The organism is Sphingosinicella flava (genome assembly GCF_016025255.1).
GTDB lineage: Bacteria > Pseudomonadota > Alphaproteobacteria > Sphingomonadales > Sphingomonadaceae > Allosphingosinicella > Allosphingosinicella flava.
On record NZ_CP065592.1, the window covers coordinates 1,149,288 to 1,171,137 of the forward strand.

23 protein-coding genes and 1 tRNA gene are annotated in these 21,850 nt (G+C 64.1%); 10 read left to right on the top strand and 14 right to left on the bottom strand.

Translation table 11 applies throughout. The features are described 5' to 3' along the window. Positions 1-145: 145 nt before the first annotated feature. Complete coding sequence (acs, locus tag IC614_RS05990) at positions 146-2,071, top strand: acetate--CoA ligase (RefSeq protein ID WP_200972973.1); 1,926 nt, start codon at positions 146-148, stop codon at positions 2,069-2,071. 130 nt (positions 2,072-2,201) lie between these two features. On the opposite strand, the gene IC614_RS05995 is transcribed toward acs, so the two are convergent. The 3 genes from IC614_RS05995 to IC614_RS06000 are packed head-to-tail and all read right to left on the bottom strand — an operon-like array spanning position 2,202 to position 3,369. Next, positions 2,202-2,984, bottom strand: coding sequence for an SDR family NAD(P)-dependent oxidoreductase (locus IC614_RS05995; protein ID WP_200972974.1), 783 nt, complete (start codon positions 2,982-2,984; stop codon positions 2,202-2,204). Positions 2,985-3,017: 33 nt separating this feature from the next. Next, entirely contained in the window at positions 3,018-3,140 is a 123-nt protein-coding gene (locus tag IC614_RS12390) for a hypothetical protein (protein WP_264175506.1), read from the bottom strand. Positions 3,141-3,159: 19 nt separating this feature from the next. Further along, on the bottom strand, positions 3,160-3,369 hold the full coding sequence (locus tag IC614_RS06000; RefSeq protein ID WP_200972975.1) for a hypothetical protein: 210 nt from the start codon (positions 3,367-3,369) through the stop codon (positions 3,160-3,162). A gap of 148 nt (positions 3,370-3,517) precedes the next feature. Here IC614_RS06000 and IC614_RS06005 point away from each other — a divergent pair, with 148 nt between their 5' ends. Beyond that, the gene (locus IC614_RS06005) at positions 3,518-3,754 is read left to right on the top strand and encodes a DUF6356 family protein (RefSeq protein WP_200972976.1); all 237 of its coding nucleotides are present in this window, start codon (positions 3,518-3,520) and stop codon (positions 3,752-3,754) included. Between the two features lie 125 nt (positions 3,755-3,879). After that, positions 3,880-4,386, top strand: coding sequence for an Hsp20/alpha crystallin family protein (locus IC614_RS06010; protein ID WP_200972977.1), 507 nt, complete (start codon positions 3,880-3,882; stop codon positions 4,384-4,386). 295 nt (positions 4,387-4,681) lie between these two features. Here IC614_RS06010 and IC614_RS06015 read toward each other — a convergent pair whose 3' ends face one another. The 10 genes from IC614_RS06015 to pgi all read right to left on the bottom strand — a co-directional run bounded on the left by IC614_RS06015 (position 4,682) and on the right by pgi (position 15,314). Beyond that, entirely contained in the window at positions 4,682-5,746 is a 1,065-nt protein-coding gene (locus tag IC614_RS06015; protein WP_200972978.1) for an NAD(P)-dependent alcohol dehydrogenase, read from the bottom strand. A 49-nt stretch (positions 5,747-5,795) separates the two neighbouring features. Next, on the bottom strand, positions 5,796-6,266 hold the full coding sequence (locus IC614_RS06020; protein ID WP_200972979.1) for a Rid family hydrolase: 471 nt from the start codon (positions 6,264-6,266) through the stop codon (positions 5,796-5,798). Positions 6,267-6,275: 9 nt separating this feature from the next. Next, positions 6,276-7,046 (bottom strand): 3'(2'),5'-bisphosphate nucleotidase CysQ, encoded by a 771-nt coding sequence (cysQ, locus tag IC614_RS06025; protein ID WP_200972980.1) that lies wholly within the window; start codon positions 7,044-7,046, stop codon positions 6,276-6,278. Continuing rightward, positions 7,043-7,879: an S-formylglutathione hydrolase gene (gene fghA / locus IC614_RS06030; protein WP_200973121.1), complete on the bottom strand. Its 837-nt coding sequence runs from the start codon at positions 7,877-7,879 to the stop codon at positions 7,043-7,045. Before fghA ends, cysQ begins: the two co-directional genes overlap by 4 nt. After that, positions 7,879-8,259 (bottom strand): VOC family protein, encoded by a 381-nt coding sequence (locus IC614_RS06035; RefSeq protein WP_200972981.1) that lies wholly within the window; start codon positions 8,257-8,259, stop codon positions 7,879-7,881. The genes fghA and IC614_RS06035 overlap by 1 nt, the downstream gene beginning before the upstream one ends. A gap of 19 nt (positions 8,260-8,278) precedes the next feature. Next, on the bottom strand, positions 8,279-9,391 hold the full coding sequence (locus IC614_RS06040) for an S-(hydroxymethyl)glutathione dehydrogenase/class III alcohol dehydrogenase (protein ID WP_200972982.1): 1,113 nt from the start codon (positions 9,389-9,391) through the stop codon (positions 8,279-8,281). Further along, a complete protein-coding gene (locus IC614_RS06045) occupies positions 9,388-10,965 on the bottom strand; it encodes a phytoene desaturase family protein (RefSeq protein ID WP_200972983.1) in 1,578 nt (525 codons plus the stop codon). Before IC614_RS06045 ends, IC614_RS06040 begins: the two co-directional genes overlap by 4 nt. 97 nt (positions 10,966-11,062) lie before the next feature. Then, positions 11,063-12,349, bottom strand: coding sequence for a homogentisate 1,2-dioxygenase (gene hmgA, locus IC614_RS06050; protein ID WP_200972984.1), 1,287 nt, complete (start codon positions 12,347-12,349; stop codon positions 11,063-11,065). Positions 12,350-12,375: 26 nt separating this feature from the next. Next, on the bottom strand, positions 12,376-13,719 hold the full coding sequence (gene gorA, locus IC614_RS06055) for a glutathione-disulfide reductase (protein ID WP_200972985.1): 1,344 nt from the start codon (positions 13,717-13,719) through the stop codon (positions 12,376-12,378). An 89-nt stretch (positions 13,720-13,808) separates the two neighbouring features. Continuing rightward, positions 13,809-15,314 carry a glucose-6-phosphate isomerase gene (pgi, locus tag IC614_RS06060; RefSeq protein ID WP_200972986.1) on the bottom strand — a complete coding sequence of 502 codons (1,506 nt, stop codon included), beginning with the start codon at positions 15,312-15,314 and terminating at the stop codon, positions 13,809-13,811. 165 nt (positions 15,315-15,479) lie between these two features. Here pgi and lepB point away from each other — a divergent pair, with 165 nt between their 5' ends. The 3 genes from lepB to era all read left to right on the top strand — a co-directional run bounded on the left by lepB (position 15,480) and on the right by era (position 17,984). After that, positions 15,480-16,292 (top strand): signal peptidase I, encoded by an 813-nt coding sequence (lepB, locus tag IC614_RS06065; RefSeq protein WP_200973122.1) that lies wholly within the window; start codon positions 15,480-15,482, stop codon positions 16,290-16,292. Next, entirely contained in the window at positions 16,292-16,957 is a 666-nt protein-coding gene (gene rnc, locus IC614_RS06070; protein WP_200972987.1) for a ribonuclease III, read from the top strand. The genes lepB and rnc overlap by 1 nt, the downstream gene beginning before the upstream one ends. 133 nt (positions 16,958-17,090) lie before the next feature. Then, entirely contained in the window at positions 17,091-17,984 is an 894-nt protein-coding gene (gene era / locus IC614_RS06075; protein WP_200972988.1) for a GTPase Era, read from the top strand. Position 17,985: 1 nt separating this feature from the next. On the opposite strand, the gene IC614_RS06080 is transcribed toward era, so the two are convergent. Continuing rightward, on the bottom strand, positions 17,986-18,690 hold the full coding sequence (locus IC614_RS06080; RefSeq protein ID WP_200972989.1) for an NAD-dependent deacylase: 705 nt from the start codon (positions 18,688-18,690) through the stop codon (positions 17,986-17,988). 89 nt (positions 18,691-18,779) lie between these two features. Between IC614_RS06080 and IC614_RS06085 the strand changes: the two genes are divergently transcribed. From IC614_RS06085 to IC614_RS06100, 4 genes are all read left to right on the top strand, one after another. After that, positions 18,780-20,189 (top strand): MATE family efflux transporter, encoded by a 1,410-nt coding sequence (locus IC614_RS06085; protein WP_200972990.1) that lies wholly within the window; start codon positions 18,780-18,782, stop codon positions 20,187-20,189. Between the two features lie 21 nt (positions 20,190-20,210). Then, positions 20,211-20,903: a 4-hydroxy-tetrahydrodipicolinate reductase gene (dapB, locus tag IC614_RS06090; protein ID WP_200972991.1), complete on the top strand. Its 693-nt coding sequence runs from the start codon at positions 20,211-20,213 to the stop codon at positions 20,901-20,903. Then, positions 20,900-21,589: an endonuclease III gene (gene nth / locus IC614_RS06095; RefSeq protein WP_200972992.1), complete on the top strand. Its 690-nt coding sequence runs from the start codon at positions 20,900-20,902 to the stop codon at positions 21,587-21,589. Before dapB ends, nth begins: the two co-directional genes overlap by 4 nt. Before the next feature lie 98 nt (positions 21,590-21,687). Then, positions 21,688-21,764, top strand: a tRNA-Arg gene (locus IC614_RS06100). The last annotated feature ends 86 nt before the right edge of the window (positions 21,765-21,850 follow it).

Consider the following 21,850-nt stretch of genomic DNA (forward strand, 5'->3'; position numbering starts at 1 on the left):
CCGGAAGGCTGGGGCCGTTACGCCCCCAATCCCCGCAAGGCAAGTCGATCGGCCCGAGCCGTAGCCGAAAAGGGCTGAACCTTGCGTGACTTCGCGCAAACAAGGGTTACTCTGTGCAATCGTTACGAGCAGCCGATGAGTCGTCATGCAGGATCGGATCCTTCCCCCGGCGAAAGCCGTCCAGAACACGCATTGCACCGCACAGGATTATGCGGCGCTCCATGCCCGCTCGCTGAGCGATCCCGACGGCTTCTGGGCCGATCAGGCGCGGCGGATCGACTGGGACCGTTTTCCCACCCGCATCGCGGGATGGTCCTACGACCCGGTCGACATAAGCTGGTTCGAAGATGGGATATTGAACCTGTGTTTCAACTGTGTGGACCGGCACCTGCCTTCCCGCGCGGACCAGGTCGCGATCCTCTGGGAAGGCGACGAGCCCGGAGTCGCCCGCACCCTCACTTATGCCGGCCTCTATGCCGAGGTGGTCCGGATGGCGAACTGCCTGAAGGAATTGGGCGCGACGAAGGGCGACCGCGTCACCCTCTACATGCCGATGATCCCCGAAGCCGCCGTCGCCATGCTCGCCTGCGCGCGGATCGGCGCGGTCCATTCGGTCGTGTTCGGCGGCTTTTCGCCCGATGCGCTTCGGGGCCGCATCGACGATTGCGCCAGCCGCTTCGTCATCACCGCGGACGGCGGCATGCGCGGCGGCAAGCTGGTGCCCTTGAAAGCCAATGTCGATGAGGCGCTGGAGGGAAGCGCCGTCCAATCCGTCATCGTCGTCCGCCATTGCGGCAATGCGGTCGCAATGTCGGAGGGCCGCGACCATTGGTACGACACGCTCGGCGCGACGGTGCCCGACACTTGCCCCTGCGAGCCGATGAATGCGGAAGATCCGCTCTTCATCCTCTACACGTCCGGATCGACGGGGAAGCCCAAGGGCGTGCTCCACACGACCGGCGGCTATGCGGTGTGGACCGCGACGACATTTCACTACGTCTTCGACTATCGCGACGGCGAAATCTTCTGGTGCACCGCCGACGTGGGCTGGGTGACCGGCCACAGCTACGTCGTCTACGGCCCGCTGGCGAACGGCGCGACGACCCTGATGTATGAAGGCGTGCCCAACTACCCGGACTGCAGCCGCAATTGGGACATGGTGGAACGGCACAAGGTCGACATCTTCTACACCGCCCCCACTGCGATCCGCGCCCTGATGCGCGAGGGCGCGGCGCCGGTCAAAAAGCATGACCGCTCCTCGCTGCGCCTGCTCGGCACGGTGGGCGAGCCGATCAATCCGGAGGCTTGGCGCTGGTATTACGAAACGGTGGGCGATAGCCGTTGCCCAGTCGTCGACACCTGGTGGCAGACCGAAACGGGCGGCATCATGATCACCACCCTGCCCGGCGCCCACGCCATGAAGCCGGGTTCGGCGGGCCTGCCCTTTTTCGGCATCGCGCCGGAACTGGTCGATGCCGGCGGCAATGTGCTGGAGGGCGCGGCCTCGGGCAACCTCTGCATCGCGCGGAGCTGGCCGGGGCAGATGCGCACCGTCTACGGCGATCACGAGCGGTTCGTGCAAACCTATTTCACCGCTTATCGCGGCAAATATTTCACCGGCGACGGCTGCCGCCGCGACGAAGACGGCTATTATTGGATCACCGGCCGGGTGGACGACGTGCTGAACGTTTCAGGGCACCGGCTCGGCACTGCGGAGGTCGAATCCGCCCTCGTCCTCCATCCAAAGGTCGCCGAGGCCGCAGTGGTCGGCTACCCCCACGACATCAAGGGCCAGGGCATTTATTGCTACGTCACCCTGATCGCGGGCGAGGAGGCGAGCGAGGCGCTGGAAACGGAGCTGAAGCAGCTCGTCCGCCACGAAATCGGCCCGATCGCGACGCCCGACCTCCTCCACTTCACCCCCGCCTTGCCGAAAACCCGATCGGGCAAGATCATGCGTCGGATCCTGCGCAAGATCGCGGAGAACGAATTCGCCACCCTCGGCGACACCTCCACCCTCGCCGATCCCGGCCTCGTCGACAGCCTGATCGAGGGACGGAGGAACACCTAAATCCTCCCCTCAGAGCCCTCCCCCTCGATGGGGGAGGGTTGGGTGGGGGTGATGCTTCCGGAAAAGGCGGCACTCTACGTCGTAGATCACCCCCACCCAGCCTCCCCCATCAGAGGGGGAGGGCTTTAGGTCAACGCGGCGCCATCCTGATCCCGCCGTCCAGCCGCACATATTCGGCGTTCAGATACACATTCTCCGCCATGAACACCGCCAGCCGCGCATATTCCTCCGCCTGGCCGAGCCGCTTCGGAAACGGCACCTGCGCGCCCAATGCGTCCTGCACGTTCTGCGGCATCATCGCGACCATCGGCGTCTTGAACACGCCCGGCAGGATCGTGTTGACGCGAATGCCCTCGTTCATCAGGTCGCGGGCGATGGGGAGGGCCATGCCGAGCACGCCAGCCTTCGACGCCGAATAGGCCGCCTGTCCGATCTGCCCGTCCTGCGCCGCGACGGACGCGGTGTTGATGATCAGGCCCTTTTCGCCATCCTCCATCGGCTCCAGGTCCGCCATGCCCGCTGCCGAAGCCGCAATCATGCGGAAGGTGCCGATCAGGTTGATCTGGATGGCAAGCTCGAACTGGTGCATCGGATAACGCTTCACCGCGCCCGTTTCCTTGTCGCGGCCCACCGTCTTCACGGCATTGGCGACGCCCGCGCAATTGACGAGGATGCGCTCCTGCCCGTGCGCGGCGCGCGCTTTTTCGAAGCCCGCATTCACCGCCTCGTCCGACGTCACGTCGACCTGGCAAAACACGCCGCCGATCTCGGCCGCGACCTTCTCGCCTTTTTCCGCATCGCGGTCGAACAGGGCGACCTTCACGCCCTTTTCCGCCAGCGCGCGCGCGGTCGCCTCGCCAAGTCCGGACGCGGCGCCGGTAACGACGGCGGCGATGTGACTACCCAATTTCATGGCTATTCCTCTGCTAAGGGCTTTTGCGCCGCCCTAGTCGGAACGGCGGCCGTTCGACAAGACCGGCATGCGGACCATGGGCAGATGGGCGGTCAGTCCGGCGCCGCGCTGCCCGGCCAAGGAAGGGCGGATCGGGCCGGTCCCGTTTTCCGCCATTCCTCAGGCGAAGAACCTATCAATGATTGTGCGAGGTTTCCGGCATATTGCTCTTTTGATCGCCATGGGCGGCATGATCGCCATGGCCCATATCCTCACAGCAACACTCCTTGCCCTGCGCCTTCATCTCTTCGCAGCACGCCATCTTGCCGGGCGCCGGGGCCTGCTGGGACGAAGCGATGGCAGGCAAGCCGATGATCAGCGTGACGGCGGCGATCAGCTTGTTCATTTCAAACCCTTCCTGAATGGGATGCCTATATTATCGAACCGGTGCGGCAGGGGAATAGCGAACTTCGCGCGCCGCCCGTACGGATAATTGGCCCGGGGGCGGCGAATGTGGTAAGGGTTTCCCCTCATTCCATCCGGTACGGGACAAGATGCTCGACAACCCCTTCACCCGCCATCCCCGCGATATGGGCGAGAGTTATTTCCAGCATCTCGGCCATGCGCTGAAATCCGGGCTGAGGCTGGTCGGCAGCGGCTTCGCTTGCATCGTCCACGCCTTCATCCCCTTCCTGTTCGTCAATACGGCGAGCAACACGGTGCGCTCCATGCATAAGGGGATATCCAAGCGGGTCGACGCGCCCAATTGGGAGCGTCATCCCATCATCTGACGCGGCCCGCTTTATGGATTGCTCAATTCCTGAAAAACGGAACGGTGCTTGGTCCTGAACGTTTTCGCTCCGGCGGAGCGAAGCGATGCTCCCCTCCTTTTTCAAATGAAAGTCAGGAGGATGCGATGACGAACAGAGACTTGATGCCCTGGAATCGCGATCGAAACCGCATGAGCCGTTACGGCGGCAGCGGCGCGATGATGGACCTGCGGCACGAAATGGACCGGATGCTGACCGATGTGCTGGGCGGTCGCTTCCCGAGCTTCGGCGGAAATGGGGCCGGGCGAAGCGTCATGGCTTGGCCGAGCATCGACGTGGAGGAAACCGACGATCAGGTCAGGATCACCGCCGAGCTGCCCGGCATGCGCCAGGAAGATATCGACCTGCGTATCGAGGATGGCATGCTGATGCTGAGCGGCGAGCGGAAGGACGAGCGCGAGGATAAGGAACGCGGCTATTCCGAACGCTATTTCGGCCGTTTCGAACGCCAGGTCGCCCTGCCGCGCGGCGTCAGGGAAGATGCCTGCGACGCGCAGTTCAAGGACGGCATGCTGACGATCACGATTCCCAAGTCGGAAGACGCGGCGAAAGGCCGCAAGATCGAGATCAAGAGCGGGATGGAGCGACCATAGCCACATTTCATCCCACCTCCGCACAGGCTCGTCATGCCGGACTTGATCCGGCATCTATGAACACGGACCTATCCGAAAAGACAGTGTTCATAGACCCCGGATCAAGTCCAGCTTGACGGCCCGCTAAACCATTTTCCTACAAGGCATTGGCCATGCTAGTACAGCCGCCTGCTCTTTCTCTTTGTAGGCTGAACCGGAAGAACATCTTCCGCGACGAGGGGCGCGAAAACTGACAAAGCTGACATGTTGCGCGTGCGAACGCCTAAAGCTTGTCAGTTTAACCGCCGATGCACGATCAGGCGGCTTCCTTCTCCTGCTTCAGCGACGCCATGTCGATAACGAAGCGATATTTGACGTCGCTCTTCAGCATCCGCGCATAAGCCTCGTTGATGTCCTGCATCGCGATCACTTCGCAATCGGGCAGGATGTTCCGCTCGGCGCAGAAGTCGAGCATCTCCTGGGTGAGAGGAATGCCGCCGATCGCCGAGCCGCCGACGAGGCGGTCGTTGGACACGAGCATGCCGCCGTGGATCGAGGGCAACGGCTCGATCGCGCCGACCAGCACCATCGCGCCTTCGCGGCGAAGAAGCTGGAGATAGGGATGAAGGTCGTGCGCCACGGGAATCGTGTTGAGGATGAAATCGAAGCGGGAGCGCGACGCCTTCATCTGGTCCCGGTCCGTGGACAGAAGAACCTCATGCGCGCCGAGATGGCGGGCATCCTCGCCCTTTTCCGGCGACGTGGTGATCATCGTCACATTGGCGCCCAATGCAGCCGCGAACTTCACGCCCATATGACCGAGGCCGCCAAGGCCCACCACCGCGACCTCCTTGCCCGGCCCGACATGGAAGCGGGTGAGCGGCGACCAGGTGGTGATCCCGGCGCACAGCAGCGGCGCGGCGCGCATCGGATCGAGGCCGTCCGGCACGCGCAGCACGAATTCCTCGCGCACCACGATATGGTCGGAATAGCCGCCAAGGGTATTTTCGCCGGTTTGCCGGTCCGGGCTGTTATAGGTCAGCGTCGCGCCGTTGAGGCAATGCTGCTCGTACCCCGCCTTGCACTCCCGGCATTCCAGGCAGGAATCGACCATGCAGCCGACCGCCACCATGTCGCCCGCCTTGTGGCGCGTCGCCGACGGATGCACCGCCGTCACCCGGCCGACGATCTCATGGCCGGGCAGCGCCGGATAGACGCTGTTATGCCATTCGTTGCGCGCGGTGTGGATGTCCGAATGGCAGACGCCGCAATAGAGGATGTCGATGGCGACATCCCCCTCGCGAAGGGCGCGCCGTTCGAAATGAAAGGGCGCAAGCGGCGCGTTCGCCGACGGCGCGGCATAGCCGATGGCTTGGGTCATGGCCGGAATCTCCTTGCCGGGTGCAACCCTGCCGCGCCGCCCTTGTTCCTTATTTTGCGGCCGGCTTGCGCGCGACGATCTTGATTTCGGTCAGGCCGTCGTCGGGCAGCAGGCGATCGACGTCGATCGCGGTCCAGGCCGGGTATGGCGCCTTCAAATACTTCTTCTGGACCTTCGACAAAGCGTCGATCTGCGTCGTAATATCGGTGTGAAACGACGTGATGTCGACGATATCGTCATGACTCGCACCGGCGCGTTCCAAGATGCGCCCAATGACCCGGTAGGCATTGTCGTAAGATGCTTCGATATCGCCGGCCCGCGTTCCCGCGACGATACCCGACACGAAGATCATGTCCCCGGCGATCACGGCATCGGAAAAACCGTATTGGTCCTGAAATTGCCGCATGCCGGGATTGGTCGACATCAGCGCCGTCTGATCGGTGCGGGTCTGCGCCAGGCCGGCCGAGCTCGCCATCAGCGCGGCGCCGCTCGTTACAATAGCTAGGATCGTTTTCGTCATAATTCCCCCTCAAATTCCCCAGGCGACGAAATTCGGATTGAGGAATCCCGTCTCGACCTTTCCATAACGCAGCGGCCCCATTTCGCAATCGCCATCGAGCATCATCACGCGCCCGCCCGCCGCTTCCAGCACCGCCTGCCCCGCCGCCGTGTCCCACTCCATCGTCGGGCCGTGTCGTGGATAGACATCCGCCGATCCTTCCGCGATCAGGCAGAATTTGAGGGAAGAACCGGAGGGCAGGAATTCGGCTATGCCTTTCCCGGCGACCCAGGCGTCGGTTTCCGGCTTTTGGTGATTGCGGCTGCCGATCGCGGTCAATCCCGCCTCCGGCCGGGGCCGGGTGCGGATGGGTTGGAGGACGGAGCCCTCGCGCTGGCGGAATGCGCCCTCGCCTCTCGCGCCATAGAATAAGGCGTGGCTGTCCGGCGCATAGACGACCCCCGCGACCGGCGCGCCGTTTTCGACGAGGGCGATGTTGACGGTGAATTCGCCGTTGCGCTGGACGAAACCCTTGGTGCCGTCCAGCGGATCGACGCAGAAGAAGCGGCGGCCGAGGTCCGGGATGCGCCCGGCGCAGGCCTCCTCTTCGGCAAGGATCGGAATATCCGGATAAAAGGTGGCGAGGCGCGCGAGGATGATCGCTTCGGCCTTGCGGTCGGCTTCGGTGACTGGGGAGCCGTCCTCCTTATAGTCCGTCGCGCACCCCGCGCCGTAAATCGCCTCGATCTCGGCACCGGCTTCCAGCGCCGTCTGCACGAGGATGTTGAGGAGCGCGCTCACGCCAGCAGGCGCTCCGCGTGCCAGCGCAGGTGATCCTCCATGAAGGTGGAGACGAAATAATAAGAGTGATCGTAACCCTGTTGCATCCGCAGGGTGAGCGGGATGCCGGCGGCGGCGCAAGCGGCCTGGAGCAATTCGGGTCTCAACTCCTTTTTCAGGAAAGAGTCGGCAGCGCCCTGGTCGACGAGCAATTCCGGCAGACGGGCGCCGTCCTCGATCAGCGCGACGGCATCGTGGCGCCGCCAGGTGGCGCGGTCCTTCCCCAGATAGCCGCCAAGCGCCTTTTCGCCCCACGACACTTGGGAGGGCGCGACGATGGGCGCGAAGGCCGAGACGCTGCGGAAGCGATCCGGATTCCTGAGCGCGATGGTGAGCGCGCCGTGCCCGCCCATCGAATGGCCGGTGATGGACTGACGCGCGAGGTCCACTGGAAAAGCCGAAGCGACCGCGTCCGGAAGCTCGTCCACGATGTAGCTGTACATGCGATAATGCGTGGAAAAGGGTGCTTCCGTAGCATCCACATAGAAACCTGCGCCCTGCCCGAAGTCGTAGGCTTCATCGTCCGGCACGCCGGGACCGCGCGGGCTGGTGTCCGGCGCGACGAAGATCAGGCCGAGCTCGGCGCAAGCGCGGCGATATTCGCCTTTCTCGGTCACATTGGCGTGGGTGCAGGTGAGGCCGGACAGATACCAGACCACCGGGCAAGGGGTGCCGTCATTCGCCTGCGGCGGCACGAAGACGGAAAAGGTCATGTCTGTTCCCGTGGCGCGGCTGCGGTGACTGACCGCATGCTGGGTGCCCCCATGGGCGCGCGCTACTAAAAGCGTATCCATCATGGTTCGCGATAGAGGGCGCAGAGCTTGTTCCCGTCAGGATCGCGCAGATAGGCAAGATAGAAGGGTCCGAACGGATTTTCGCGCCAGCCGGGCGGATCTTCGATCGCGGTGCCCCCGTTCGCGGCACCGGCAGCATGGAAGACATCCGCCTGCTCCGGGCTGTCGACCGCGAAGCCGATCGTGCACCCATTTCCGTGGGTAGCCAACTGGCCATCGATCGGCGGGCTGACCAAAAAGATTCCGCCTTTATGAAAATACATCAGGCGGCCTTTGTCGTCGTCGCGTCCCGGCTTCGCGCCCATCGCATCGAACAGCGCGTCGTAGAATCGGCGAGACCGCTCGATATCGTTCGATCCGACCATCATGTGGCTGTACACCTAGCGTTTCCTTTGCCCTTTAATAAACCACCACGCTCCGAATGCTCTCGCCCTGATGCATCAAGTCGAATGCCTTGTTGATGTCGTCCAGCTTCATGATGTGGGTGATGAGCGGATCGATGGCGATCTTGCCGTCCATGTACCAGTCGACGATTTTCGGCACGTCCGTCCGCCCCCGCGCCCCGCCGAAGGCCGAGCCTTTCCAGACGCGGCCGGTGACGAGCTGGAACGGGCGGGTGGAGATTTCCCGGCCCGCCTCGGCGACGCCGATGATGACGCTCTCGCCCCAGCCGCGGTGGCAACATTCCAGCGCTTGGCGCATCACGTCCGTATTGCCCGTGCAGTCGAAGCTGTAGTCCGCCCCGCCATCGGTGATGTCGAGGATGGCTTGGACGACATGCTCGTTGCCGACCTCGCGCGGGTTGATGAAGTGGGTCATGCCGAAGGCTTCGGCCATGGCGCGCTTGACGGGATTGATGTCGACGCCGACGATCTTGTCCGCGCCGACCAGCTTCGCGCCTTGGATGACGTTGAGGCCAATGCCGCCAAGGCCGAAGACGACGACGTTGGAGCCGGGCTCGACGCCCGCCGTCCAGATCACCGCGCCGACGCCCGTGGTGACACCGCAGCCGATATAGCAGATCTTGTCGAACGGCGCATCGGGCCGCACCTTCGCCACCGCGATTTCCGGCATCACGGTGAAGTTCGAGAAGGTCGAGCAACCCATATAGTGGTAAATGGTCTCGTTCCCGAGCTTGAAGCGGCTCGTCCCGTCCGGCATCAGTCCGCGCCCTTGGGTCGCGCGGATCGAGGTGCAGAGGTTGGTCTTCCGGCTGAGGCAGGACTTACACTGGCGGCATTCGGGGGTGTAAAGCGGGATGACGTGATCGCCGACCTTCACGGAGGTGACGCCCGGCCCGACCTCCCGCACGATGCCGGCGCCTTCATGGCCGAGGATCGAGGGAAAGATGCCCTCGCTGTCCTTGCCCTCCAGCGTGTAAGCATCCGTGTGGCAGATGCCCGTCGCCATGATCTCGACCAGCACCTCGCCCGCCTTCGGCCCTTCCAGATCGACCTCGTGGATTTCGAGCGGCTTGTTCGGGGCAACGGCGATGGCGGCGCGGGTTTTCATGATCGTCTCCACAGCTTGCGGTCGGCGAGAACGGCCTGGGCCGCATTGTGACCGGGCGCTCCCGTTACGCCTCCTCCGGGATGCGCGCCAGACCCGCACAGATATAATCCGGCGAGCGGCATTCGATAGTCGGCATGGCCCAGCATCGGGCGCGCCGAGAAGAGCTGGTCGAGGCCCATCTTGCCGTGGAAGATATCGCCGCCGATGAGGTTGAAGCGCTGTTCCAAGTCCAGCGGTGAAAGGGCCAGCCGCCCGACGACCGATGCCTTGAAGCCCGGCGCATAAGCATCGACCGTGTCGATGATATGATCCGCGACTTCCTCCCGCCGCGCTTCCCAGCCGCCGGGCACATTGTAGGGGAAATGCTGGCAGAAGAGACTCGCCACATGTTTTCCTTCCGGCGCAAGACTGTCGTCCAGCGTGGAGGGGATCAGCATTTCGATGATCGGCTGCTTCGACCAGCCGTCGCGCTTCGCGTCGATATAGGCGCGGTCCATATAATCGAGCGATGGGGCCATGATGATCCCGGCGGTGAGGTGATCGCCGGGTTCGGGAAGACTGGTGAAGCGCGGCAGCTGCGACAGCGCCACGTTCATGCGGAAGGTCGCGGACTCGCTCGCCCAGCCCAGCATGCGGCGCCCGATTTCCGGCGCGACGGCGCCGTGCGGGATTAGCTTTTCGAAGAGCAATTTGGGATGGACGACCGCGACCACCGCCTTGGCGCAATAGGCCTTGCCGCCCGCGAGCGCGCCGACCGCCTTGCCCTTTTCGACGATGATCTCGTCGACGGGCGTGTCGAGGACGATCTCCACGCCCTTTTCACGGCACGCCTTTGCCATGGCCTGGGTAATCGCGCCCATGCCCCCGATCGCATGCCCCCAGGCGCCCGGCACCCCCGCCGCCTCACCGAACAGATGGTGAAGGAGGACATAGGCGGAACCCGGCGTGTCGGGGCTTGCATAATTGCCGACGATGGCGTCGAAGCCGAACAGCGCCTTGACGATATCGGTTTCGAAATAGCGATTGAGAATGTCGCTCGCGCTCTTCGTAAAGAAGTCGAGCAGGTGTCGCTGGTCCTCCAGGCCGAGGCCGCGCACTCCATTGCCGAGTTTCAGGAGAGCGAGGATGTCGGCGAGCCCTCCGCCCGCATTGGGCGGCGCCCGGAGCAACCAGTCCTGGAGGATGCGGACGACCTTTTCCAGCGATGCGGAATAAGCGTCATAAGCCGCCGCGTCCTTTTCCGAATGGCGTGCGATCTCCCGCCGCGTGAGGCCGTCGCGGCCTGAGAGCAGATAATCGCTGCCAAAGGTCGGCAGGAAATTGTCGATCTTGCGGAGCACGACCTTCAGACCATGGTCGTAGAGCCGCATGTCGCGGATGACCTTGGGATTGAGCAGACTGACAGTGTAGCTCGCCGTGGAGTTGCGGAAGCCGGGCGCGAATTCCTCGGTCACCGCTGCGCCGCCGACGACATGGCGGCGTTCGAGCATGGTGACCTTCAGGCCCCTGGACGCGAGATAATAAGCGCAGACCAGGCCGTTATGCCCCGCGCCGATGATGACAATGTCGCTCATTTACCCCTTACCCCCGACACCGTTCGTGTCGAGCGAAGTCGAGACACGTAGGCCAGCGCAAGCGCTTCTCGACTTCGCTCGAAGCGAACGGTGAAGGTCAAGGCAATCGCGCCTTTGGAAAGCCGCCCCAGGCTTCGTCATAATCGCCCTGCAATTTGTCCGTCTCCAGCGCGAACCTGGTCGGCATATAGGGCCAGCAGCTTTCGACCATGAAGGCCATGGTGCCCTCGATCTTGTGCGGCTTCAGCTCGGCCTCGCTCGCGCCCTTCCAGCTCGCGACGTCGGGGCCATGACCAGCCATCAGATTGTGCAAGGACATCGCGCCCGGCGCAAAGCCGTCGGCCTTGGCGTCATAGGCGCCATGGATCAGACCCATGCACTCGCTCATCACGTTGCGGTGGAACCAGGGCGGGCGGAACGTGTCTTCCGCTACCATCCAGCGCGGCGGGAAGATGACGAAATCGGCATTGGCCCGGCCCGGCGTCTCGGACGGGCTGGTGAGAACGGTGAAGATGGACGGATCGGGATGGTCGTAGCTGACCGTGCCGATCGTGTTGAATTTGGAAAGGTCGTATTTCCACGGCGCGAGCGTGCCGTGCCAAGCAACGACATCGAGCGGCGAGTGGTCGAGCGTGGTGGTCCAAAGGCTGCCCAGATATTTCTGGATCAGCTCCACCTCCCCTTCCGCATCCTCAAATTGCGCGACCGGCGTCAGGAAATCGCGGGGGTTGGCGAGGCCGTTGGAACCGATCGGGCCAAGCTCGGGCAGGCGGAACAGGGCGCCGTGATTTTCGGCGACATAGCCGCGCGCCTTACCGTCCGGCAGCGCGGCGCGGAAGCGGACGCCGCGGGGGACGAGTGCGACTTCGCCCGGACCGATGTCGATGCGGCCCATCTCGGTGTAGAGCGTCAGGCGCCCCTGTTCCGGAATGAACAGCATCTCGCCATCGGCATTGAAGAAGCAGCGATGCTGCATGTCCTTGTTGGCGGCATAGAGGTGCACCGCAACGCCGGTCAGATCGGCCGGATCGCGATTGGCCATCATCGTCACCATGCCGTCGATCAGGTCGGTCGACTGCGCCGGGAGGTCGATCGGGTTCCAGCGCAAGCGATTGGGCGCGACCGGCGCCTTCACAATGCCAGGCGCGAACAATTGCGCGCCTTCATACCGGCGGTAGGGCGGATGCTCCGCGCTCGGCCGCATCCGGTAAAGCCAGGAGCGGCGGTTTTCGTGACGCGGCGCGGTGAAGGCGGTGCCGGAAAGCTGTTCGGCATAAAGGCCGAAGGCAGGCCGCTGCGGCGAATTGCGGCCTTCGGGGAGCGCGCCCGGCACGGCCTCCGTCGCGAAATGACTGCCGAAGCCTCCGGATTGATAGCCTTCCATGTTCCTCTCCGCTGGCCTTGTGGCTCTTATTTCATCAGCACCAATTCTTCGGCCATTGATGGATGAAGCGCCACCACCTCGTCAAACTGGCTTTTCTTGAGTTTGGCCTTCACCGCGATGGCGGCGGCCTGCAGGATTTCAGGCGCATCGGGGCCGATCATATGGACGCCGACAACGACATCGGTGTCGCCATTCACGACCAGCTTGTAGAGCGCGCGCTCGTTTCGCCCGGCCAGCACGTTCTTCATCGGGCGGAAGTCGGAGGTGAAGATCTTCACCGATCCCAAGGTGTTGCGCGCCTGGCTCTCGGTGAGGCCGACGCCCGCGAGCGGCGGGTGGCTGAACACGGCGGAGGGAATGCAGCTATAGTCCACCTTGGTCGGCTTGTTGCCGAAGAAAGTGTCGGCGAAGGCCTGCCCCTCGCGGATCGCGACCGGCGTTAATTGCACCCGGTTCGTCACGTCGCCGACGGCGAAGATGGAGGGGCAGGTCGTGCGGTTCACGTCGTCCACCACCACGGCGCCGTTCTTGTCGATCTCGACGCCCGCGCTCTCCAGCCCCAGCCCCTTGGTATGCGGCACGCGGCCGATGGCGAAGAGCAGGATGTCGGCCTCGATGGGATCGTGGCTGGACATGTGGATGCGGAGCTTGCCGTCGACTTTCTCGACCTTCGTGAATTCATTGTGGAAGAGGAATTCGATCCCCTTCATCGTCGAGATTTGGAGCAGGCGGTCGCGGATCTGCGTGTCGTAGTGACGCAATATCTTGTCGCTCCTGTTGACGAGCGTCACCTTGCTTCCGAATTCGTGGAAGATGCCGGCGAATTCGTTGGCGATATAGCCGCCGCCCGCGATCACGATCCGTTCGGGGAGCTTGTCGAGGCCGAACACTTCGTTCGACGTGATGCCATGCTCGCGGCCCTCGACCGGCGGGATGGCGGGCCAGGCGCCGGTCGCGATCAATATCTTGCCCGCGCTGATCGTGCGGCCGCTCGCCAGCGTCACTTCATTGGGCCCGCTTACCGTCGCGCGCTCGTGGAAGATTTCGACCTTATTGTTTTCGAGAGTCTGGGTGTAGAGCCCCTCGATCCGGGTGACGTCGGCGGCGACATTGTCGCGCAGCACCGGCCAGTCGAACTTGCATTCCTTGATGTGCCAGCCGAAGCGGGCGGCATCCATCACGTCCTCGGCGAAATGGGCGCCGTAGACGAGCATCTTCTTGGGTACGCAGCCCCGGATGACGCAGGTGCCGCCGACGCGATGCTCCTCCGCCACCGCGACCTTCGCGCCATGGGCGGCCGCCACGCGAGAGGCGCGCACGCCCCCCGAACCAGCGCCGATGACGAAGAGGTCGTAATCGTAATCAGCCATTCTCTTCTCCCTGCCGTCACTCCAGCGAAAGCTGGAGTCTAGACGGAGCTGCAATTACCGCATGACTCCAGCTTTCGCTGGAGTCATGCTTAGGTGTTGGCGGCGGGCCCGAAGGCGCGCTCGATCAGCGCCTGGGTCGACGGATCGAACTCGAAGCCGCCGCTGTCGATGGCCTTGGCCATCTCCTTGCCCAATTCCACGCCAAACTGATCGAAGGCGTTGATGTTAAGCAGCACGGCGTTGGCAAAGGTGCGCTGTTCGTAAAAAGCGATCAGCGCGCCCAATGTGCGGGGATCGACGCTGTCGAGGAGGATCGTCGTCGAAGGCCGGTCGCCCGGATAGGAGCGGGCGGGATCGTCGGCCTGCTTGCCGGTCATCAGCGCTGCACCTTGCGCGAAGCAATTAATCAGCAGCTGGCGGTGATGGTCGAATTCCAGCCCATGTTCCGGCTCGACGGCGGCGACGAATTCGACCGGCACAAGGTGGGTACCCTGATGGAGAAGCTGGAACACGGCATGCTGCGCGTCGGTGCCGACGCCGCCCCAGGTGATCTGGGACGAGGCGCGCCCAACCGGCTGCCCGCCCACAGTGACGCTCTTGCCGTTCGATTCCATCTCGAGCTGCTGGAGATAGGGCGGGAGAAGCCGCAGCCGCTCGTCATAGGCGAAGACCGCGCGGGTCTGCGCGCCGCGCACATTGGCATAATAACGGTCGGCAAAGGCCGCGAGGACCGGTGCATTCTCCCGCAGCGGCGCCGTGCGGAAGTGGCGGTCCATGGTCGACGCGCCTTCGAGCAGGCTCTCGAACGCGTCCCAGCCGAGCGCCAGCGCGGCCGGAAAGCCGATAGACGACCAGAGCGAATAACGGCCGCCTACCGTTTCGGAGAAGGGCAGGATGCGGGTTTCGTCGACGCCGAATTCGATAGCTTTGTCGGGAGACGCGGTCAGCGCGACGACGCGGCCGTAGGGATCCTCGACTCCATGTTCCTCCAACCAAGCGAGCGCCGAGCGGGCGTTCAGCATCGTCTCGGTCGTCGTGAAGGTCTTGGACGCGACGACCACTAGGGTCGCGGTCGCGTCGAAGCGGCGGATCGCCTCCTCTAGCGCCGCGCCGTCGACGTTGGAAACGACCGCGACATCGTAGCGGCTCTCGTCGCGCCCGATGGCATCGACCAGGAAGTCGGGGCCAAGCGCTGACCCGCCGATGCCGATATGCAGGATATGGCGGATGGGTCCGAAGGCTCCCGCCTCGATCGCGTCGATCAGGCTCCGCATGCGGGCGTGGAAGGCCTGGGCGCGCTCGACGCTTTCCGGCGTCCCATGGCCGCGCTCGGCGCTATGCTCGGCGGCCCGCCCTTCGGTGACATTCACCTTCTCGCCCGCGAACAGGGCATCGCGAGCGCGGTCGAACTGCATGGCGTCGGCCAGCGCCTCGAACGCCTCGAGAAGCTCTTGAGTCAGGTGCGTCTTGGAAAAATCGAAGCGAATGCCGCCTTCCTCGACGGTCAGGCGCGAAAGGCGATCGGGTTCGGCCGCGAACAATTCGGTCAGCCGCTTCGCCGGCGCCCGTTCCACTGCGGCCCACGCGTCACTCATGCCTTATCTCCCTTGGTTCGCCGCCTATCTAGGGAGCGTGAAGCGGAAAGCCTAGCTCTTCTCCTCGCTCGGACCCTCCCCCATCAGGGGGAGGGCTTTTGGCTTGACCCGGCATCGCCCCCAAGCGAAAGCGCCGCTATGGATCGCAGCGACATGGCCGACACGATGACACCTGCGCCGCCCGCGAAGCAGCGGAGCGGCCTGGTGGAAACCACGCGGTTCCTGCTTCTTCTCTTCGTCATCGCCGTGTTGTTGAGGAGCTTCTTCGTCGCCGCCTTCAGCATCCCGTCGGGGTCGATGCTGCCACGCATGATGATCGGCGACTATCTGTTCGTCGCCAAATGGCCTTACGGCTATTCGCGCTACAGCTTCCCCTTCGATCTCCTGTCCTTCGACGGCCGCATCCTCGGCACGCCGCCCGAACGCGGCGATGTCGTCGTGTTTCGCTATCCTGGCAGCGAGCAGGATTATGTGAAGCGCCTGATCGGCCTTCCGGGCGACATGATCCAGGTCCGGCAGGGACAGCTCTACATCAATGGCGAAGCGGTGGAGCGCACGCGGATCGCCGATTTTCCGATGCCCGTATCGCCCAACAGCCCTTGCCGCTTCGTCGATCCCAGCCGGAAGCGTGAAGTTCAGGGTGAGGATGGCGAAACGCTCTGCGCCTATCCGCGCTATCGCGAAACGTTACCCGGCGGCAAAAGCTACGACGTGATCGATCAGGCCGACAGCCTGGCCGACACGACCGAGGTGTTCATGGTGCCCGAAGGCCATGTCTTCGTCATGGGCGACAATCGCGACGACAGCCTCGACAGCCGGTTCCCGGTGAGCCAAGGCGGGGTCGGCATGCTTCGGCAAGAGAATTTGATCGGGCGCGGCCTCATCACCTTCTTCTCGACCGATGGGTCGGCCGAATGGGCGAAGCCGTGGACTTGGGTATCGGCGGCGCGCTGGGACCGGATCGGCGAGACTTATTGATGAGCGGCGCCGTCATCGCCTGGGTCGAAGCCGCGACCGGCCATAAGCCGAAGGATCCCGCCCTCTTCATCCGCGCCCTCACCCATTCGAGCCGGGGGGGAGACCATTATGAGCGGCTGGAATTTCTCGGCGACCGCGTCCTCGGCCTCGTCGTCGCCGACTGGATCTACAGGCTCTTTCCGACCGAGCCCGAAGGGGTGTTGTCGCGGCGGCTGAATGTCCTCGTATCGCGGGAGACATGCGCCGACGTCGGGCGGCAATTGGGTGTCGGCGCGCAAGCGATCCTCGGCAAGCAGGCGCGCGAGGATGGCGCCACCGAAAGCGACAATGTCCTCGGCGACATCGTCGAGGCGCTGATCGGCGCCCTTTATCTGGAGGGCGGCCTGCCCCTCGCCGCCGGCTTCATCCGCACCGCTTGGGGCGACCGCGCGGAACGGCACGGCAAAGCGCCCAAGCATCCCAAATCCGCGCTCCAGGAATGGGCGGCGGCGAACAACAAGCGTCCGCCGGTTTATGAAATGAAGGGCCGCACCGGTGCCCATCATGCCCCCCGTTTCGTTGTGGCGGTGGCGATCAAGGGCGTCGGGGAGGCCGAGGCCGAAGGCACAAGCAAGCAGGAAGCCGAGACGGCCGCCGCGAAAGCATTGTTGGAGAAGGTGAGTTGACGACGTTTAGTATCGCGATGAAAGCCCCTCCCCCTCGATGGGGGAGGCTGGGTGGGGGTGATGCTCGACGTAGGGCAATAATCTTCCCCGGCATCACCCCCACCCAACCCTCCCCCATCGAGGGGGAGGGCTCATGAGTGAAAGATGCGGCCTCGTCGCCGTCGTGGGCGCGCCCAATGCGGGGAAGTCCACTTTGGTCAATGCGCTGGTCGGCCAGAAGGTCGCCATCGTCAGCCCCAAGGCGCAGACGACGCGCGTTCGCCTGATGGGCATCGCGATACTGGGCGAGGCGCAGATCCTGCTGATGGACACGCCGGGCATCTTCGAACCCAAAAGGCGGCTGGACCGGGCGATGGTCGCCGCAGCCTGGGGCGGAGCGCAGGACGCCGATCTGATCGCGCTCGTGGTGGACGCGAAGACCGGTCTCTCGCGGCGGATCGAGGAGATGCTCGACACGCTGAAGCAGCGGCGGGAGCCGAAGATCCTCGTCCTCAACAAGGTGGACGTGACGCCGAAGGAAGAGCTGCTGACGCTCACCGCGCGCCTGTCCGAAAGGCTGGATTTCGAGGACATTTTCATGGTGTCCGCGACGACGGGCGATGGGGTTACGGACCTCAAGAAAGCCCTCGCCGCCCGCATGCCGGAGGGCCCGTGGCATTTCCCGGAAGATCAGGTGTCGGACGCCACCGACCGCATGCTTGCCGCCGAAGTCACCCGCGAACAGCTCTATCATCAGCTGCATGCCGAACTGCCCTATGAAAGCGCGATCGAAACCGAGAAATATGAGGAAAGGAAGGACGGCTCCGTTGCCATCCACCAGCAGATCCTGGTCGGGCGCGACAGCCAGAAGGCGATCGTGCTCGGCAAGCGCGGCACCCGCATCCGCGAAATCGGCGAGGCGGCACGCAAGGAATTGAGCGAACTCCTGGGCCGCAAGGTCCACCTCTTCCTTCACGTAAAGGTCAACCCGAAATGGGAGGAAGACCGCGGCCTCTATCGCGAGATCGGGCTCGACTGGGTGGAATAGCTCAAGAAGCCAGCATCTCCTCGACCCATTGCGGTACTAGCTCCCCCGCCAGGCCGACGCGGCTTTCGTGGAAGAAGATGCTGCCCTGGCTCGGCTCCAGGTTCATTTCCAAGGTGCGGACGCCGAGATAGCGGGCGGTCTGGACGAAACCGGCGGCGGGATACACAGCGCCGGACGTGCCGATGCTGACGAAGAGATCGGCCTTATGCAGCGCGCGTTCGATGCGCTCCATTTCGTAGGGCATTTCACCGAACCAGACGATGTCGGGACGAAGACGGCCCGATGCGCCGCAGGAAGGGCAGGGCGGACCGCCCAGCAAATTCTCCTCCCATCTCACCCGCGCATCGCAGGCGAGGCACCAGGCGGATTTGAGTTCGCCGTGCATGTGAAGGACGCGCCCCGCCCCGGCGCGCTCGTGGAGATCGTCGACATTCTGGGTGACGACCAAAAGCTCGCCCGGCCATTCCGCATCCAGCCGCGCCAACGCGCGATGGGCAGCATTCGGCTCGACGGACCTCAATTTCGCCCGCCGCTGATCGTAGAAGGTCTGCACCAGCTCCGGATCGCGCGCAAAGGCTTCCGGCGTCGCAACATCCTCGACGCGATGCCCTTCCCACAGGCCGTCCGGCCCCCGGAACGTCGCGACGCCGCTCTCCGCGGAAATGCCGGCGCCGGTCAGGATGACGATGTTCTGGATGTCCGCCATACCGTCGCCATTGCCAGAACGGCCAAGTCATCGCCAGAGCGGAGCACAATATGGTTCTCATGGTCGTAGACAGCGGCTAGGGCCGCGTCATGCATGCACTGGTGGCTCATGATCGGCATTTGTGGCGCGCCGAGGCGCGGGCGACTGCGTCGCTCGCTTATCCGATCGTGCTCACCAATGTCGCCCAAGCGCTGATCCACGCGACGGACGTGGTGCTTTTGGGTTGGGTCGGGGCCCGGACGCTCGCGGCGGGAACGCTCGGCATCAATCTTTATTTCGCTTTCCTCATCTTCGGCATGGGCCTCGTCACCGCGGCCTCGCCGATGATCGCGCGGGAACTGGGGCGCAAGGCGCATAGCGTGCGCGACGTGCGGCGCACCGTGCGGCAGACAATGTGGGCAGCCGTTGCGATCGCGGTCCCGATCTGGGCTATCACCTGGAATGCCGAAGCCATCCTGCTCGCCTTTGGACAGGAGCCCGGACTGGCCCGCGACGCCGCGGCGTTCGTGCGGTCGCTGCAATGGGGTCTTCTTCCCTATCTGCTCTACCTCGTTCTGCGTAATTTCCTCGCCGCGCTGGAACGGCCGGGCTGGTCTCTGGCGGTCGGAATCGCCGCCGTCTGCGTCAACGCAATCGTCAATTACGGCCTGATCTTCGGCAAGTTCGGACTGCCCGCTCTCGGCCTCATGGGGGCGGGAATCGGTAGCTCTCTGTCCAATCTCTTCATGTTCGCCAGCATGGTTCTGGTGGTCACGTTCCATCCGCGCTTCCGCCGTTACCGCCTGTTCGGTCATTTTTGGCGCAGCGACTGGGAGCGCTTTCGCGAGGTGTGGAAGCTCGGTCTGCCCATCGCGGTGACGCTAGGGCTCGAAGTCACCATCTTCAATGCCGCCGTGTTCCTGATGGGCCTGATCGGGGCCAGCTCCATCGCCGCCCACGCCATCGCGATCCAAGTCGCCGCCTTCACCTTCATGGTGCCAATGGGCCTGGCGCAGGCGGCAACGGTGCGTGTCGGTACGGCTTATGGCCGCAACGACCGCGAAGGGATTACCCGCGCGGGCTGGACCGCATTCGCGCTGGGCACCGGTTTCATGACCCTGATGGCCCTGGTGATATGGAGCATTCCGGACACCCTGATCGCCGCCTTCCTCGACACGAAGGATCCCGCCAATGCGGAGGTGGTGGCGCTTGCCGCCGCCTTCCTGTCCGTCGCGGCGCTGTTTCAAATCGTCGACGGCGCGCAGGTGATCGGCGCGGGCATGCTGCGCGGGCTGCACGATACGCGCATTCCGATGATTTATGCGGCGATCGGATATTGGGCGGTCGGCCTCGGCACATCCATCCTGCTGGCCTTCTGGGCGGGCTGGGACGGTGTCGGCGTCTGGACCGGCCTCGCCGCCGGGCTCGCCGCCGTATCGGTGTTGATGATCTGGCGCTGGACGAGGCGCGAAAGGCTGGGGCTGGTCGACGGTTGCGCTTCGTCCGCCCCGCGCCCATGAAGCGACTGGAAAGGGGCTTTGATGATCAGGATCGGATTGTTCGGCGCGGGCGGACGAATGGGCAAGGCCATAATCGGCGCGGCGCACGGCATTGCCGATATTGTCGATGAAAGCCCAGACGCCTTCATCGACTTTTCCGCGCCTGCGGCTTTGAAATCCAATCTGGACGCGGCGGTGGCGGCGGGAAAGCCCATCGTGATCGGCACCACCGGCCTTACGCTCGACCATCATGCCGCATTGGACGAAGCCGCCCGTGCCGTTCCGGTGCTGCAGGCCGCGAACATGTCGCTCGGCGTCAACATTCTCGCCCACATCGTCCGGGAAACGGCGGCACGGCTGGGGCCGGATTGGGACATCGAAATCCTGGAGATGCACCACCGGCACAAGGCGGACGCCCCATCCGGCACGGGCTTGCTGCTCGGTCGGGCAGCGGCAGCGGGCCGCGGCGTCGATCTCGATGCCGTCAGCGACAAGGCCCGCGACGGGATTACCGGTCCGCGCGAGGAAGGCCATATCGGTTTCGCGGTCATGCGCGGCGGATCGGTGGCGGGCGACCATCAAGTGGTATTCGCCGGCGAAGGCGAGAGGATCGAGCTCGGCCACCGCGCCGAAAGCCGCGCCATCTTCGCCCAAGGGGCGCTGAAGGCCGCGCAGTGGATCGTGGGCAAACCCGCCGGACGCTACACTATGGATGACGTACTGGGCCTTTCGTGAACAAGACGGAAGTCGAGACCTTCTACGCCCGGCTGGCGGAGCGGACGCCCAATCCGAAGACCGAGCTTGAATATGTGAATACCTACACCCTGCTCGTCGCCGTCGTGCTGTCCGCGCAGGCGACGGACGCAGGCGTGAACATCGCCACTCGTCCCCTCTTCAAGACGGTGCAGACGCCGCAGGCAATGCTGGAGCTGGGCGAGGACGGCGTGCGCGAGGCGATCAAGACGATCGGCCTCTTCCGCACCAAGGCGAAGAACGTCATCGGCCTCAGCCGCATGCTTGTCGACCATTATGGCGGGGAAGTACCGCGCACGCGCGAGGAACTGGAGGCCCTGCCCGGCGTCGGCCGCAAGACCGCAAACGTCGTGCTGAACACCGCGTTCGGCGAGGAGACCTTCGCCGTCGACACCCATATCTTCCGCGTCGGCAACCGCACCGGCCTCGCGCCCGGCAAAACCCCGCTCGCGGTCGAGTTAAAGCTCGATAAGGTGACGCCGGGGCCCTATCGCAAGGACGCTCACCATCTCCTGATCCTCCATGGCCGCTACGTCTGTAAGGCGCGCGTGCCCGAATGCTGGCGATGCGTGGTGGCCGATCTATGCCGTTACAAGTCGAAAACACCGCCGCCCGGCACAGATGCTGGATCCAAGGCGTCGAAGCGGCGGGGCGAGCAGAAAGCCTAACTTATGCGAAAGGCCAATAAAGGGCACCGGCCCAGGCTGGCCTGCGAAAAGCCCTAGCCCCTGCGGCCTTGCTTTGCTAAGCGCCCTCCATTGCGCCGGCACCCGTAGCTCAGCTGGATAGAGCGTTGCCCTCCGAAGGCAAAGGCCAGAGGTTCGAATCCTCTCGGGTGCGCCAACCCCATTCCCTTCTCTTGCCATCATGCCGGCCACCGCGTGCGGTCAGCCTGTTCGAGGCTGTTGAAAAGCGGCTTTCAAACAAGA

Bases quoted from the DNA above. Each gene is read 5' to 3' on its own strand.
- acs (WP_200972973.1), top strand. From the start codon at position 146: ATGCAGGATCGGATCCTTCCCCCGGCGAAAGCCGTCCAGAACACGCAT.
- IC614_RS05995 (WP_200972974.1), bottom strand. From the start codon at position 2,984: ATGAAATTGGGTAGTCACATCGCCGCCGTCGTTACCGGCGCCGCGTCC.
- IC614_RS12390 (WP_264175506.1), bottom strand. From the start codon at position 3,140: ATGGCGGAAAACGGGACCGGCCCGATCCGCCCTTCCTTGGCCGGGCAG.
- IC614_RS06000 (WP_200972975.1), bottom strand. From the start codon at position 3,369: ATGAACAAGCTGATCGCCGCCGTCACGCTGATCATCGGCTTGCCTGCC.
- IC614_RS06005 (WP_200972976.1), top strand. From the start codon at position 3,518: ATGCTCGACAACCCCTTCACCCGCCATCCCCGCGATATGGGCGAGAGT.
- IC614_RS06010 (WP_200972977.1), top strand. From the start codon at position 3,880: ATGACGAACAGAGACTTGATGCCCTGGAATCGCGATCGAAACCGCATG.
- IC614_RS06015 (WP_200972978.1), bottom strand. From the start codon at position 5,746: ATGACCCAAGCCATCGGCTATGCCGCGCCGTCGGCGAACGCGCCGCTT.
- IC614_RS06020 (WP_200972979.1), bottom strand. From the start codon at position 6,266: ATGACGAAAACGATCCTAGCTATTGTAACGAGCGGCGCCGCGCTGATG.
- fghA (WP_200973121.1), bottom strand. From the start codon at position 7,879: ATGGATACGCTTTTAGTAGCGCGCGCCCATGGGGGCACCCAGCATGCG.
- IC614_RS06040 (WP_200972982.1), bottom strand. From the start codon at position 9,391: ATGAAAACCCGCGCCGCCATCGCCGTTGCCCCGAACAAGCCGCTCGAA.
- IC614_RS06045 (WP_200972983.1), bottom strand. From the start codon at position 10,965: ATGAGCGACATTGTCATCATCGGCGCGGGGCATAACGGCCTGGTCTGC.
- hmgA (WP_200972984.1), bottom strand. From the start codon at position 12,349: ATGGAAGGCTATCAATCCGGAGGCTTCGGCAGTCATTTCGCGACGGAG.
- gorA (WP_200972985.1), bottom strand. From the start codon at position 13,719: ATGGCTGATTACGATTACGACCTCTTCGTCATCGGCGCTGGTTCGGGG.
- pgi (WP_200972986.1), bottom strand. From the start codon at position 15,314: ATGAGTGACGCGTGGGCCGCAGTGGAACGGGCGCCGGCGAAGCGGCTG.
- lepB (WP_200973122.1), top strand. From the start codon at position 15,480: ATGACACCTGCGCCGCCCGCGAAGCAGCGGAGCGGCCTGGTGGAAACC.
- rnc (WP_200972987.1), top strand. From the start codon at position 16,292: ATGAGCGGCGCCGTCATCGCCTGGGTCGAAGCCGCGACCGGCCATAAG.
- era (WP_200972988.1), top strand. From the start codon at position 17,091: ATGAGTGAAAGATGCGGCCTCGTCGCCGTCGTGGGCGCGCCCAATGCG.
- IC614_RS06080 (WP_200972989.1), bottom strand. From the start codon at position 18,690: ATGGCGGACATCCAGAACATCGTCATCCTGACCGGCGCCGGCATTTCC.
- IC614_RS06085 (WP_200972990.1), top strand. From the start codon at position 18,780: ATGCATGCACTGGTGGCTCATGATCGGCATTTGTGGCGCGCCGAGGCG.
- dapB (WP_200972991.1), top strand. From the start codon at position 20,211: ATGATCAGGATCGGATTGTTCGGCGCGGGCGGACGAATGGGCAAGGCC.